Source organism: Streptomyces sp. SX-6, from assembly GCF_059089585.1.
Window position 1 is genome coordinate 57,557 of the sequence record NZ_JBTHHU010000017.1, and the last position, 12,695, is coordinate 70,251.

General features: G+C 70.4%; 14 protein-coding genes. 2 read left to right on the forward strand and 12 right to left on the reverse strand.

The features are described 5' to 3' along the window. Positions 1–2: 2 nt before the first annotated feature. The 6 genes from kdpB to ACV530_RS21195 all read right to left on the reverse strand — a co-directional run bounded on the left by kdpB (position 3) and on the right by ACV530_RS21195 (position 6,082). Positions 3–2,111: a potassium-transporting ATPase subunit KdpB gene (gene kdpB / locus ACV530_RS21170; RefSeq protein ID WP_494334139.1), complete on the reverse strand. Its 2,109-nt coding sequence runs from the start codon at positions 2,109–2,111 to the stop codon at positions 3–5. Beyond that, positions 2,108–3,799, reverse strand: coding sequence for a potassium-transporting ATPase subunit KdpA (gene kdpA, locus ACV530_RS21175; protein WP_494334140.1), 1,692 nt, complete (start codon positions 3,797–3,799; stop codon positions 2,108–2,110). The genes kdpB and kdpA overlap by 4 nt, the downstream gene beginning before the upstream one ends. 8 nt (positions 3,800–3,807) lie before the next feature. After that, entirely contained in the window at positions 3,808–3,897 is a 90-nt protein-coding gene (gene kdpF, locus ACV530_RS21180) for a K(+)-transporting ATPase subunit F (RefSeq protein WP_033264828.1), read from the reverse strand. A 337-nt stretch (positions 3,898–4,234) separates the two neighbouring features. Further along, positions 4,235–5,041, reverse strand: a complete 807-nt coding sequence (locus ACV530_RS21185) for a DUF3710 domain-containing protein (protein WP_494334141.1) — start codon at positions 5,039–5,041, stop codon at positions 4,235–4,237. Further along, positions 5,001–5,498 carry a dUTP diphosphatase gene (gene dut / locus ACV530_RS21190; protein WP_494334142.1) on the reverse strand — a complete coding sequence of 166 codons (498 nt, stop codon included), beginning with the start codon at positions 5,496–5,498 and terminating at the stop codon, positions 5,001–5,003. Before dut ends, ACV530_RS21185 begins: the two co-directional genes overlap by 41 nt. Then, complete coding sequence (locus ACV530_RS21195; RefSeq protein ID WP_494334143.1) at positions 5,498–6,082, reverse strand: PaaI family thioesterase; 585 nt, start codon at positions 6,080–6,082, stop codon at positions 5,498–5,500. The genes dut and ACV530_RS21195 overlap by 1 nt, the downstream gene beginning before the upstream one ends. 59 nt (positions 6,083–6,141) lie before the next feature. Here ACV530_RS21195 and ACV530_RS21200 point away from each other — a divergent pair, with 59 nt between their 5' ends. Then, entirely contained in the window at positions 6,142–6,585 is a 444-nt protein-coding gene (locus ACV530_RS21200; protein ID WP_494334144.1) for a DUF3093 domain-containing protein, read from the forward strand. Here ACV530_RS21200 and ACV530_RS21205 read toward each other — a convergent pair. The 4 genes from ACV530_RS21205 to ACV530_RS21220 form a co-directional block, all read right to left on the reverse strand. Continuing rightward, entirely contained in the window at positions 6,582–7,379 is a 798-nt protein-coding gene (locus ACV530_RS21205) for a hypothetical protein (protein WP_494334145.1), read from the reverse strand. The two genes, ACV530_RS21200 and ACV530_RS21205, sit on opposite strands and share 4 nt — an antisense overlap. Positions 7,380–7,393: 14 nt before the next feature. Beyond that, a complete protein-coding gene (locus tag ACV530_RS21210) occupies positions 7,394–7,690 on the reverse strand; it encodes a DUF4193 domain-containing protein (RefSeq protein ID WP_494334146.1) in 297 nt (98 codons plus the stop codon). A 405-nt stretch (positions 7,691–8,095) separates the two neighbouring features. Next, on the reverse strand, positions 8,096–9,364 hold the full coding sequence (locus ACV530_RS21215) for a sensor histidine kinase (RefSeq protein ID WP_494334147.1): 1,269 nt from the start codon (positions 9,362–9,364) through the stop codon (positions 8,096–8,098). A gap of 5 nt (positions 9,365–9,369) precedes the next feature. Next, complete coding sequence (locus ACV530_RS21220; protein ID WP_494334148.1) at positions 9,370–10,023, reverse strand: response regulator transcription factor; 654 nt, start codon at positions 10,021–10,023, stop codon at positions 9,370–9,372. A 324-nt stretch (positions 10,024–10,347) separates the two neighbouring features. Here ACV530_RS21220 and ACV530_RS21225 point away from each other — a divergent pair, with 324 nt between their 5' ends. Beyond that, positions 10,348–10,515 (forward strand): hypothetical protein, encoded by a 168-nt coding sequence (locus ACV530_RS21225; protein WP_494334149.1) that lies wholly within the window; start codon positions 10,348–10,350, stop codon positions 10,513–10,515. 162 nt (positions 10,516–10,677) lie between these two features. Here the strand turns inward: ACV530_RS21225 and ACV530_RS21230 are convergent, their stop codons facing one another. Together ACV530_RS21230 and ACV530_RS21235 are read right to left on the reverse strand one after the other, a co-directional pair. Next, positions 10,678–11,478, reverse strand: coding sequence for an inositol monophosphatase family protein (locus ACV530_RS21230; protein ID WP_494334150.1), 801 nt, complete (start codon positions 11,476–11,478; stop codon positions 10,678–10,680). An 8-nt stretch (positions 11,479–11,486) separates the two neighbouring features. After that, on the reverse strand, positions 11,487–12,614 hold the full coding sequence (locus tag ACV530_RS21235; protein WP_494334151.1) for a ferrochelatase: 1,128 nt from the start codon (positions 12,612–12,614) through the stop codon (positions 11,487–11,489). Positions 12,615–12,695 lie beyond the last annotated feature (81 nt).

The window sequence follows — 12,695 nt, forward strand, 5'->3', positions numbered from 1 at the left end:
CGTCACCCGATGCCAGGGATGAGGGAGATGAGCAGGTCAATGATCTTGATGCCGATGAACGGGGAGATCAGGCCGCCCAGTCCGTAGATCAAGAGGTTGCGGCGGAGCATCGCGTCCGCGCTCATCGGCCGGTAGCGCACGCCCTTCAGGGCCAGCGGCACCAGCGCGATGATGATCAGCGCGTTGAAGATGACGGCCGACAGGATCGCCGACTGCGGCGAGTGCAGGCTCATGATGTTGAGCTTGTCCAGGCCGGGGTAGGCCACCGCGAACATCGCCGGGATGATCGCGAAGTACTTCGCGACGTCGTTGGCGATCGAGAAGGTGGTGAGCGCGCCACGCGTGATGAGCAGCTGCTTGCCGATCTCGACGATCTCGATGAGCTTGGTCGGGTTGGAGTCCAGGTCCACCATGTTCCCGGCCTCCTTGGCGGCCGAGGTACCGGTGTTCATCGCCACGCCGACATCCGCCTGCGCGAGGGCCGGGGCGTCGTTCGTACCGTCGCCCGTCATCGCGACGAGCTTGCCGCCGGCCTGCTCGCGCTTGATCAGCGCCATCTTGTCCTCGGGCGTGGCCTCGGCGAGGAAGTCGTCGACGCCGGCCTCCTCCGCGATGGCCTTGGCCGTCAGCGGGTTGTCACCCGTGATCATGACGGTCTTGATGCCCATGGCGCGCAGCTCGTCGAACCGCTCGCGCATGCCTTCCTTGACGACGTCCTTGAGGTGGATGACGCCCAGGACCCGGGCGCCCTTCTCGTCCTCGACCGCCACGAGCAGCGGGGTGCCGCCCGCCTGGGAGATCCGGTCGTTGAGGTCGCGGGCGTCCTCGGCGATGCTGCCGCCGCGCTCCTCGACCCAGGCGATGACCGAACCGGTCGCGCCCTTGCGGACCTTGCGCCCGTCCACGTCCACGCCCGACATCCGGGTCTGGGCCGTGAAGGGCACCCACTCGGCGTCGGTGAGCTCGCTCTGGCTGCGCTCCGCCAGGCCGTACTTCTCCTTGGCCAGGGTGATGACCGAGCGGCCCTCGGGGGTCTCGTCGGCGAGCGAGGAGAGCTGGGCGGCCTCCGCCAGATCGGCCTCCTGCGCGCCCTTGACCGGGACGAACTCGGAAGCGCGGCGGTTGCCGTAGGTGATGGTGCCGGTCTTGTCCAGCAGCAGCGTGGAGACGTCACCGGCCGCCTCGACGGCACGTCCCGACATGGCCAGCACATTGCGCTGGACGAGCCGGTCCATGCCCGCGATGCCGATCGCGGAGAGCAGGGCGCCGATGGTCGTCGGGATCAGGCAGACCAGCAGGGCCGCGAGGACGATCATCGTCTGCTCGGCGCCCGCGTAGATCGCGAAGGGCTGGAGCGTGAGGACCGCCAGCAGGAAGACGATCGTGAGCGAGGCCAGCAGGATGTTGAGCGCGATCTCGTTCGGCGTCTTCTGCCGGGCCGCGCCCTCGACCAGGTTGATCATCCGGTCGATGAAGGTCTCGCCCGGCTTCGTCATGATCTTGATGACGATGCGGTCGGACAGCACCTTGGTACCGCCGGTGACCGCCGAGCGGTCACCGCCGGATTCACGGATGACGGGCGCCGACTCACCGGTGATCGCCGACTCGTCCACGGACGCCACGCCCTCGACGACGTCGCCGTCGCCCGGGATGATGTCGCCCGCCTCGCAGACGACCAGGTCGCCCACGCGCAGTTCGGTGCCGGGCACCGACTCCTCGCTCTTACCGTCGCTGGTCAGGCGCCGCGCGACGGTGTCGGTCTTGGCCTTGCGCAGCGTGTCGGCCTGGGCCTTGCCACGGCCTTCGGCGACGGCCTCCGCGAGGTTGGCGAAGACGACCGTCAGCCACAGCCACGCGGCGATCGTCCAGCCGAACCAGTCGCCCGGGTTCTTGAAGGCCAGCCCGGTGGTGACCACCGAACCGACCTCGACCACGAACATGACCGGGGACTTGACCATGGTCCGCGGGTCGAGCTTGCGGAACGCGTCCGGCAGCGACTTCAGCAGCTGCGCCGGGTCGAACATGCCGCCGGAGACGCGGCCGTTCTCCTCGGGGGCGTGCTGCTTCTCGTCCCCTTCGGGAGCGGTGCGGACAGGGGTGGTCGTGCTCATGAGAGTCCCTCCGCCATCGGGCCAAGGGCCAGGGCCGGGAAGTAGGTCAAGCCGGTGATGATGAGGATCGCGCCCACGAGCAGACCGGCGAAGAGCGGCTTCTCGGTGCGCAGGGTGCCCGCGGTCTCGGGTACGGGCTTCTGTTCGGCGAGCGAGCCGGCCAGCGCCAGGACGAAGACCATCGGCAGGAAACGGCCGAGCAGCATGGCGAGGCCGATCGTGGTGTTGTACCAGGGGGTGTTGGCGTTCAGGCCCGCGAAGGCCGAGCCGTTGTTGTTGGCACCCGAGGTGAAGGCGTACAGGACCTCGGAGAAGCCGTGCGCCCCGCTGTGGACGACCGAGCTGTCGGCCTTGTTGAGGATCGACTCCGGCGGCGAGGACAGCGCCATCGACAGGGCGGTGAAGCCCAGCACCAGGGTCGGGGTGATCAGGATGTAGCACGCGGCGAGCTTGATCTCGCGGGTGCCGATCTTCTTGCCGAGGTACTCGGGCGTACGGCCGACCATCAGGCCCGCGATGAACACCGCGATGATCGCCATGACGAGCATGCCGTAGAGGCCGGAGCCCACGCCACCGGGCGCGATCTCGCCGAGCATCATGCCCAGCATCGCGATGCCGCCGCCGAGTCCGGTGAAGGACGAGTGGGCCGCGTCCACCGCACCGGTCGAGGTGAGGGTGGTGGCGACGGCGAAGACCGACGAGCCGGCGACGCCGAAGCGCTGCTCCTTGCCCTCCATCGCGCTGCCCGCCGCCTGGAACGCGGGACCGTGGTGGGCGATCTCCGTCCACAGCATCAGGCCGGTGAAGGCGATCCAGATGCCGGCCATCGTGGCGAGGATCGCGTAGCCCTGCTTGACGTTGCCGACGAGCCTGCCGAACGTGCGGGTGAGCGCGAACGGGATGACGAGGATCAGGAAGATCTCGAACAGGTTGGTGAAGGCGCTCGGGTTCTCGAACGGGTGGGCGGAGTTGGCGTTGAAGTAACCGCCACCGTTGGTGCCCAGTTCCTTGATGGCCTCCTGCGAGGCCACGGCGCCGCCGTTGACCTGCTGGGGGTCACCGGCCAGCTGGCCTATCTCGTGGATGCCCGAGAAGTTCTGGATCGCACCGCAGGCGACCAGGACCAGCGCGCCGATCACGGAGATCGGGAGCAGGATCCGGACGGTGCCGCGCACCAGGTCGGCCCAGAAGTTGCCCAGGTCGCCGGTGCGCGACCGGGCGAAGCCCCGGACGAGCGCGATGGCGACGGCCATGCCCACGGCGGCGGAGACGAAGTTCTGCACCGCGAGGCCCAGCGTCTGGACGGCGTGGCCCATGGCCTGCTCGCCCGAGTACGACTGCCAGTTGGTGTTGGCGACGAACGACGCGGCCGTGTTGAACGCCTGGTCCGGGCTGATCGCGTGGAAGCCGAGCGACAGCGACTTCGGCAGCACGCCCTGGATCCGCTGGAGCAGATACAGGAACAGGACGCTGACGACGGAGAAGGCCAGCACGCCGCGCAGGTACGCGGGCCAGCGCATCTCGGCGTTGGGGTCGGCACCGATCAGGCGGTAGATCAGCTTCTCGGAGCGGAGGTGCTTGTCGGAGCTGTACACGCGGGCCATGAAGTCGCCCAGCGGTACGTAGACCAGCGCGAGCGCCACGATGAGCGCGGTCAGCTGGAGAACTCCGGAGAGTGCGGGGCTCATATCTGTGCTCAGAACCTCTCCGGGAAAACAAGGGCGAGGACCAGGTAGCCCAGGAGGGCGACGGCCACGACAAGGCCGACGATGTTCTCGGCGGTCACAGCTTCGTCACCCCCTTGGCGACGAGAGCCACCAGCGCGAATACCGCGATCATGGTGGCGACGAAGGCCACATCGGCCATCGCATGCTCCTAGAGAGGTTCGGATGAACGGACCTCTAGAGGAAACCTCCGTTGCCGAGGCGTTCCGGGTTCGTTGACGGGTCCCTTACGGCCATTAGCGCCCCCTTGACGAGACTCTTACGCCCAGGCCCAGGACCTGCGAAAACGCCGCCGGGCCGGAACCCCGGCAAGGGGTTCCGGCCCGGCGGAACGGCATAATCCGGCCGTTGGCCAGCCACTTCGCGCCGTTGTGCGCGGTGGTGGACCGGCGTCGTGGACTAGCGGACCTCGGTGATCTCCGGTCCGCGCTCGAGGTGCTCCACGCCTCCGGCGAAGCGTGAGCCCGCCTGCTCCTGCAGGCCCTCGGCGACCATCTGCGCGTCATCGGGCAGCTTCAGGACGATCGGGTCGCGCGGCGCCATCGGCGACGTGCCGCGCACGACGACCGTGTCCCGGAAGATCTGCTCCAGCATGCCCGCGGTCTGCGGCTGCACCGCGCCCTGGCCCGAGATCACACCGCGCAGGAACCAGCGCGGGCCGTCACAGCCGACGAAGCGCACCAGCTGCACCCCGCTCGTACCGTCCGGCAGCGCGACCGGCACCTGGGCCCGCAGCTCCCAGCCGAGCGGGCCCTCGACCTCGTCCACGACACCGCCCTGCTGGGTGATGCCGGAGGCGATCTCGTCCCGGACCTCGGGCCAGATGCCCTCGCGCTTGGGTGCCGCGAAGGCCTGCAGCTGCACGGCGCTGTCGCGCAGCACCACGGTCGCGGCGACGATCGCGTCGCCGGCGACCTCGACCCGCAGCTCCATGCCGTCGACACCGGGCACGAACACCCCGCCCAGGTCGACCCGGCCCTCGGCGGGCTCATGGACCTCGGAGACGTCCCACGGCCCGTCGGGGCGCGGCTCCGGCTCCAGCCGGACCCGGCTCCCGGCCGCGGTGTCCTGCGCGGCCCCCTCGCCCTGCGCGGGCTCCTCGGAGATCACGTCGTCGACCTGATCGACGGCGTCCTCGCTGCGCTTGCGGCGACGACCGAACACGTCACTGTCCTTCCCGGTCAGAGGCGACCGAAGCGAATCCATGCCCCACGGCTGCGTGGCCCCCGGTGGACCCGAAGCCCCCATCGCCCCGCGCCGAGCCGGGAAGCTCCGCCACCTCGTGGAAGCGGACCTTCTCGACCTGCTGGACAACCAACTGGGCGATGCGGTCGAACTTCTCGAACCGCACGCTCTCGCGGGGGTCCAGATTGACCACAATCACCTTGATCTCTCCACGGTACCCGGCATCGATGGTCCCCGGGGCATTCACCATGGAGACCCCGCACCGGGCAGCAAGCCCCGAACGCGGATGCACAAAGGCCGCATACCCATCCGGCAGCGCGATCGACACCCCGGTGGGCAGCACCATCCGCTCGCCCGGCGCGAGCTCGGCCGCCTCGGTGGTCACCAGGTCACAGCCGGCGTCACCGGGGTGACCGTACGACGGCACGGGCACCTCCGGATCGAGCCGCCGGATCAGCACATCGACAGGCTGACGCATCACGGGTTCACCTCAAACGCTCGGACGACCTTCACCTGGTCGGGGTCCGCCAGTGCGGCCTTGATCTCGGCGGGACGGCCGTTCTCCACGAAGTGCTCCACCTTGACCTCGATGAACACCGCGTCCGCGCGCACCGCCACCGGCCCCTCGGGGCCGCCGATCCGGCCCGTGGCCGTGCAGTAGATCTTGCGATTGTGGACCGCGGTCGTCTCGGCCTCGAGATACAGCACGGTGTCCACCGGCACGGGCCGTACGTAGTCCGTCTCCAGCCGGCCGGTCACCGCGATGACCCGCGTCAGCCAGTTCAGCGATCCCAGCGTCTCGTCCAGCGCCGTCGCCAGCACGCCACCGTGCGCCAGGCCGGGGGCTCCCTGGTGGGCCTCCTTGACCCGGAACTCGGCGGTGACGCTGACGCCCTCACCGGCCCGCACATCGAGGTGCAGGCCGTGCGGGACTCCGCCACCACAGCCGAAGCAGTGTTCATAGTGCGACCCGAGGACCTCTCCGGGCGCAGGGGCTTCGGGGTGCCGCACCGGCGGTCCGGCGTCGGCCGGCGGTGTCAGCGCTGTCGTTCGTCCACTCACAGGGGCTGACCTTACCCGCGCCGACGGCACCCGGTCCCCTCCGTGCCAAGCTTGCATGCATGCAGCCTTACGAAGAACGCCTGACCGCGCCCCGTTCCTGGTGGTTCATTGCGGTTCTCCTCGGGGTGGCCATGGCGCTGGTTCTGCTGCCGCTCGGCACCGTGCCCATGCTCGCCGGCCTCATCGGCGGAGGCGCCCTGGCTGCTGTCGCGGTCAGCTCGTACGGCTCCGTCCGGATCCGCGTGGTGGGCGGCGCGCTCGTGGCCGGGGACGCGAGGATCCCGGTCGAGGCGCTGGGCGCACCGCAGGTCCTGGACGCGGAGGAGGCCCGTGCCTGGCGTACGCACAAGGCCGACACCCGCGCCTTCATGCTGCTGCGCAGCTATGTGCCGACGGCGGTGCGGATCGAGATCACCGACCCCGCCGACCCGACGCCGTACGTCTATCTCTCCACCCGCTCCCCCGAGAGCCTCGCCGCCGCCCTCGAGGCCGTGCGCGGCTAGGCCCGCGGCTCCCACGGCACCTGTTTGGCGCGGAGGTCCGCCCGGACCTTCCCGGCGAGCCTGCGGGTGTCGCGGCGGTTCATCACGGCACCGACGGCCGCGCCGATCATGAAGGGCGCGAGGCTGGGCATCTTGCGGAAGGTGCGCTTGAGGATCTGCTGGCGCAGTTCGCGCTTCATCTGTACGCCGAGCGCGGCGTTGACGGTCATGGGAGCGGCCGCGTCGATGCCGCGTTCGTCGGCCCAGGCCCACAGATAGGCCATGGCCCGCTGGCGTGCCGTGCCCGGCGCGCGCACGCCGTACACCTCGTGCAGTTCGGCGATCAGCTTGAGTTCGACGGCCGCGACGCCGACGACCTCGGCGGCGAGCTCGGCGGGCATCGCGGGCGGCACCGGCAGCATCGCCGCCGCGCCGACCCCGGCGCCGACGGTGGACGTGCCGTAGACGGCGCCGGCCACCAGTTTGTCGGCGATCTCCTCGGGGCCGAGCCCCGGGAACTGGGCCCTCAGGGCACCGAGGTCACGTACCGGCACACGCGGTGCGGTCGCGATGATCCGGTCGGCGATGGCGTTCAGGCCCGACCGTGCCCCCCTCACCCACCGCGTGCGGTCCTTCTGGTCCTTCTCGACGTCGCGGCCGACCTCAGCGGCGAGCGAGGCAAAGGAGCCCCGCCCGGCGTGTGTGTCGGCCGCTTCGTCCGCTGCGGCCCCTGCGGACCGCGTGACCTCCTCGGCGGGCCCGAAGGCTTCGGGCTGCCGGGAGCGCCGCTTCCGGAACGGATTCGAGCCTGCCATCGCAGACCCTCATCTCATTCGCAGTCGCGGCAGATCGGCTGGCCGTTCTTCTCACCGGCCAGCTGGCTGCGGTGGTGCACGAGGAAGCAGCTCATGCAGGTGAACTCGTCGGCCTGCTTGGGCAGCACCCGAACGGCCAGCTCCTCGTTGGAAAGGTCCGCGCCGGGCAGCTCGAGGCCCTCGACGGCCTCGAATTCGTCGACGTCGACGGACGAGGCGGACTTGTCGTTCCGCCGGGCCTTCAGCTCTTCAAGGCTGTCGGAATCGACGTCATCATCGGTCTTGCGCGGGGTGTCGTAATCCGTTGCCATGTCGCTCTCCCCCTCTGGGTGTCTGCGGTGTCTCCAGCGCACGTAACGCGTGAGAGGCCGGACTTGTGCCCGACCCGAGGCGGAGATTTTGCCTCACATCAAGGTCTGTTACTCAATCGACACCCAACCCCGCACCTGAAGAGGTGATCGGAACGGGTGGCGAAGGGGACCGTATCCGGTCCGAGAGCCATATGCGGCAGCGCCATCTCCTGTACTTCCCGTGATCAAGACCCCCGGAAACCCCCATTTTCCAGGCGTTGAACCGGCCCACTCGATCACGGAGAGTAGGTGGCCGGAAGCCTGTGCATGTGATCGATCACACACGGCACAGATGCCGGTCAGATCGGAGAAATTCCTCCCAAAGGGAACCGGCGTCGCGCATTGTCGCAGATTTCTCGCGACATGTCAGGTCGGGAGCACCACGCGCATCACCAGCCCCCCGCCTTCACGGGGTGTGGCCGTGATGCGCCCGCCATGGGCACGGGCCACGGAACGGACGATGGACAGCCCGAGACCGACGCCCTTGTCGCTGCCGGTGCGCTCCGTACGGAGCCGGCGGAACGGCTCGAAGATGTTGTCCACCTCGTAGGCCGGGACGACCGGGCCGGTGTTCTCCACCACCAGCACCGCCTGGCCCGGCTGTGCCTCGGTGGTGACCTCGACCCACCCGTCCGGGACGTTGTAGCGCACGGCGTTCTGCACCAGGTTCAGCGCGATCCGCTCCAGCAGCACGCCATTGCCCTGCACCACCGTCGGCTGCCGGATGCCCCGCAGCTCCACGCCCTTCCCCTGCGCCTCGGTGCGGGTCTGGTCCAGCGCCTGCGAGGCGACCTCCGCCAGATCCACCGGCTTGCGGTCGACGATCTCGTTCTCGCTGCGGGCCAGCAGCAGCAGACCCTCCACGAGCTGCTCGCTGCGCTCGTTCGTGGCCAGCAGCGTCTTGCCGAGCTGCTGGAGCTCCGGAGAGGCACCGGGATCGGAGAGGTGCACCTCGAGCAGCGTGCGGTTGATCGCCAGCGGGGTGCGCAGCTCGTGCGAGGCGTTGGCCACGAAGCGCTGCTGGGCCGTGAAGGCCCGCTCCAGCCGGTCGAGCATCTCGTCGAAGGTGTCCGACAGCTCCTTCAGCTCGTCGTCCGGGCCACCCAGCTCGATACGCCGGGACAGGTCCGTGCCGGCGACCCGGCGGGCGGTACGCGTGATCTTGCCGAGCGGCGAGAGAACGCGGCCGGCCATGGCGTAGCCGAAGGCGAAGGCGATCACGGCGAGGCCCAGCAGGGCCAGCAGCGAGCGGCGCAGCAGGCCGTCGAGGGCGACGGAGCGCTGGTGCTGGGTGCAGGCCTTGACGCCCTGCATGAACTTGTCCTTGTCGCCGCTGAGGCCGACGAGATCGGGGCAGTTGGAGGCGACCTGCACCTTGCCCTCGATCACGGAGAACGGCAGCTCGCTGCCCTGCCGCATCGCGGCCGCCGCGAGCAGGTAGATGATCGTCAGCAGCAGGACGCCCGCCATCAGGAACATCCCGCCGTACAGCAGCGTGAGTCGTATCCGGATCGTCGGGCGCAGCCAGGGGAAGGGCCGTACGACCGGCTGACGGGGGTCCCAGGCCGGCCTGGGAGGGGCGGCGGGAGGTGCCGGCGCGGGCGGCGTCGGCGGGCTGGGGGGTGTGATGGGCATCGCGGTCAGATCCGGTATCCCGAACCGGGCACGGTGATGATGACGGCGGGCTCGCCCAGCTTGCGGCGCAGCGTCATGACGGTGACCCGGACGACGTTGGTGAACGGGTCGGTGTTCTCGTCCCAGGCCTTCTCCAGCAGCTGCTCCGCGGAGACCACGGCACCCTCGCTGCGCATCAGCACCTCGAGCACCGCGAACTCCTTGGGAGCCAGCTGCACCTCCCGGTCGTCGCGGAACACCTCGCGGCGGTTGGGGTCGAGCCGGATGCCGGCGCGCTCCAGCACGGGCGGCAGGGCCACGGTCGTCCGCCGGCCCAGCGCCCGGACGCGGGCGGTGAGCTCGGAGAACGCGAAGGGCTTGGGAAGGTAGTCGTCGGCGCCGATCTCCAGGCCCTCCACGCGGTCGCTGACGTCGCCGGAGGCGGTCAGCATCAGGACCCGGGTGGGCATGCCCAGCTCGACGACCTTGCGGCAGACATCGTCACCGTGGACCAGCGGGAGGTCACGGTCGAGGATGATGACGTCGTAGTCGTTGACGGCGATGCGCTCCAGGGCGGCGGCTCCGTCGTACACGACGTCGACGGCCATGGCTTCCCGGCGCAGTCCGGTCGCGACGGCGTCTGCGAGCAGTTGCTCGTCCTCGACGACGAGTACGCGCACGGTGCTTTCCTTCCGCTTGGGCCCTGTGGGCCGGCTGTTCCATCCCCCTGCGGACAGACCTGGGGCTCCGGAGGGTTCCTCCATCCTGCCTCGGACACCGGTAAACCGGCTGTAAGGGGGTTCCTGTCGGCCTGGATGGGCAGAGATTTCGGATTGTTCGCGAATCACAGGTTTCCCTCCGGATGACGGTGGGGAAGACGTCTGCAACCCACGATCACGTCCCTGTAACGGCCGCACGCCATGATCGGCGGCACCCCAGGGGACAGATCGTTTCGCCGTGGCACACCCCCGTGCCAACGACCCACGACGAGGGGGCGCAGCAATATGGACGCGTTCACCGCTGGCATTCTGCAGCGCATAGAGACCACCCGTACCGACCTCGACCGGGCCCGCCGCACCGGCGACGACTTTCTCGCCGAGGTGGAACAGTCGGAGCTGGACGACCTGCACCGCCTGGCCGCGGAGCACGGCGTCGAAGTCAGCGCCGCCTGACCCATAGGGCACAGCGCATACGGGCCGAGCGCCCCGACGCATGACATGTGCGTCGGGGCGCTCGCGTGCGTGCGCGTCCTTCGCGGCAGCGGTGATCAGCCACGACGCCGGAGTCCGGCGGCGCCGAACCGGCCGCATCCACGGGCGACGATCCGCCGGAGGCTAGTCGTGCCAGGCGCCGAGCTCCTCCAGGCGGGCCCGGAGCGGCTCGAAGAGCCCGGGCGGGGCGGCGACCGTCAGCTCGCCGGAGGCGGGGGCTCCGGGGCGGCCGCCGGTGAGGGCGCCCGCCTCGCGGGCGATGAGGGCGCCGGCGGCGAAGTCCCACGGGTTGAGGCCGCGCTCGTAGTAGCCGTCGAGCCGGCCGCAGGCCACATCACACAGGTCGATCGCGGCCGCTCCCCCGCGCCGGATGTCGCGCACCTCGGGCAGCAGGGAGCGCAGCACCTCCGCCTGGGCGGCGCGCCGCTCGGTGAGGTAGCCGAAGCCTGTGCCGATGAGCGCCTGGGCGAGGACGGGCGCCGGGCGCACCTTCAGCGGGCGGTCGCCCGCGAAGGCGCCCCCGCCGAGGACGGCCCGGTAGGTCTCGCCGCGCATCGGGGCGGCGACGACCCCGGCCACCACCTCGCCGTCGCGCTCGGCGGCGATGGAGACGGCCCAGGAGGGGAGCCCGTAGAGGTAGTTGACCGTGCCGTCGAGGGGGTCGATGATCCACCGCACCCCGCTGGTGCCCTCGCTGCTGGCGCCCTCCTCGCCGAGGAGCCCGTCGTGCGGACGGCGGTCGGCGAGGAAGCCGGTGATCAGCTTCTCGGCGGCGAGGTCCATCTCGGTGACGACGTCGATCGGGCTGGTCTTGGTCGCGGCCACGCCCAGGTCGGCGGGGCGGCCGTCCTTGAGCAGGTCACCGGCCAGGGCGGCGGCCTCCAGGGCCACCGTCAGGAGTTCGGCGTTGAGCGGATCGGTCACGGTGTTCCTTACGCGTACGGGCTGTCGGCGCCGGCGGCGGCCGCGTGCGGGGTCCTGGCGGGGCAGCAGTCCACCGGGCACAGGTCGTGGGAGGGGCCGAGGGAACCGAGCGCGCAGCGCCGGGGCTGCTCGCCGCGCTCGGCGGCGGCGCGCTCGAGGACCAGCTCGCGCACCGCGGCCGCGAAGCGGGGGTCGGCCCCGACGGTGGCGGCGCGGGAGACGGGCAGGCCGAGCTCGGCGGCCTTGGCGGCGGCCTCGGTGTCGAGGTCGTACTTGACCTCCATGTGGTCCGAGACGAAGCCGATCGGGACCATGACGACGGCCGGGGCCCCTTCCGCGTGCACGGCCTCGAGGTGGTCGCAGATGTCGGGCTCGAGCCAGGGGATGTGGGGGGCCCCGCTGCGCGACTGGTAGACGAGGCGCCAGGGGCGGTCGGTGCCCGTCTCCTCGCGCACCGCCTCGGCGATGGTCCGGGCGACGTCCAGGTGCTGGGCCACGTACGCCCCGCCGTCGCCGTGGCCGTCGGCGGGGCCGGAGGTGTCCGCGGCGGCGGTCGGGATGGAGTGCGTGGTGAAGGCCAGGTGTGCCGTCCCCCGCACCTCCTCCGGCAGTTCGGCGAGCGCCGCGAGCGCCGCGTCGATCATGGGCCGCACGAAGCCGGGGTGGTTGAAGTAGTGGCGCAGCTTGTCCACGCGCGGCACCGGAAGCCCTTCGGCGGCCAGCGTCGCCAGCGCGTCGGCGAGGTTCTCCCGGTACTGGCGGCAGCCGGAGTAGGAGGCGTACGCGCTGGTGGCGAGGGTCAGCACCCGGCGGTGCCCGGCGGCCGCCATCTCCCGCAGGGTGTCGGTCAGATACGGCGCCCAGTTGCGGTTGCCCCAGTGGACCGGCAGGTCCATGCCCGCGGCGGCGAACTCCTCGCGCAACGCGCCCAGCAGCGCGCGGTTCTGGTCATTGATCGGGCTGACGCCGTCGAAGAGGAAGTAGTGCTGCCCGACCTCTTTGAGCCGCTCGCGAGGGATGCCGCGGCCTCGCGTCACGTTCTCCAGGAACGGGACGACGTCGTCCGGGCCCTCGGGGCCGCCGAAGGAGAGCAGCAGCAGGGCGTCATAGGGGGCATGGGCTGGCTGGTCCGACATGGTTCCGATCCTGCCACCCGCCGCTGACAACCACCGCGCCGGGCCGATGCCCCGGGTCGACGCTAAATAACCGTGCGACGT

Bases quoted from the DNA above. Each gene is read 5' to 3' on its own strand.
- kdpB (WP_494334139.1), bottom strand. From the start codon at position 2,111: ATGAGCACGACCACCCCTGTCCGCACCGCTCCCGAAGGGGACGAGAAG.
- kdpA (WP_494334140.1), bottom strand. From the start codon at position 3,799: ATGAGCCCCGCACTCTCCGGAGTTCTCCAGCTGACCGCGCTCATCGTG.
- ACV530_RS21185 (WP_494334141.1), bottom strand. From the start codon at position 5,041: ATGGATTCGCTTCGGTCGCCTCTGACCGGGAAGGACAGTGACGTGTTC.
- dut (WP_494334142.1), bottom strand. From the start codon at position 5,498: ATGCGTCAGCCTGTCGATGTGCTGATCCGGCGGCTCGATCCGGAGGTG.
- ACV530_RS21200 (WP_494334144.1), top strand. From the start codon at position 6,142: ATGCAGCCTTACGAAGAACGCCTGACCGCGCCCCGTTCCTGGTGGTTC.
- ACV530_RS21205 (WP_494334145.1), bottom strand. From the start codon at position 7,379: ATGGCAGGCTCGAATCCGTTCCGGAAGCGGCGCTCCCGGCAGCCCGAA.
- ACV530_RS21210 (WP_494334146.1), bottom strand. From the start codon at position 7,690: ATGGCAACGGATTACGACACCCCGCGCAAGACCGATGATGACGTCGAT.
- ACV530_RS21215 (WP_494334147.1), bottom strand. From the start codon at position 9,364: ATGCCCATCACACCCCCCAGCCCGCCGACGCCGCCCGCGCCGGCACCT.
- ACV530_RS21225 (WP_494334149.1), top strand. From the start codon at position 10,348: ATGGACGCGTTCACCGCTGGCATTCTGCAGCGCATAGAGACCACCCGT.
- ACV530_RS21235 (WP_494334151.1), bottom strand. From the start codon at position 12,614: ATGTCGGACCAGCCAGCCCATGCCCCCTATGACGCCCTGCTGCTGCTC.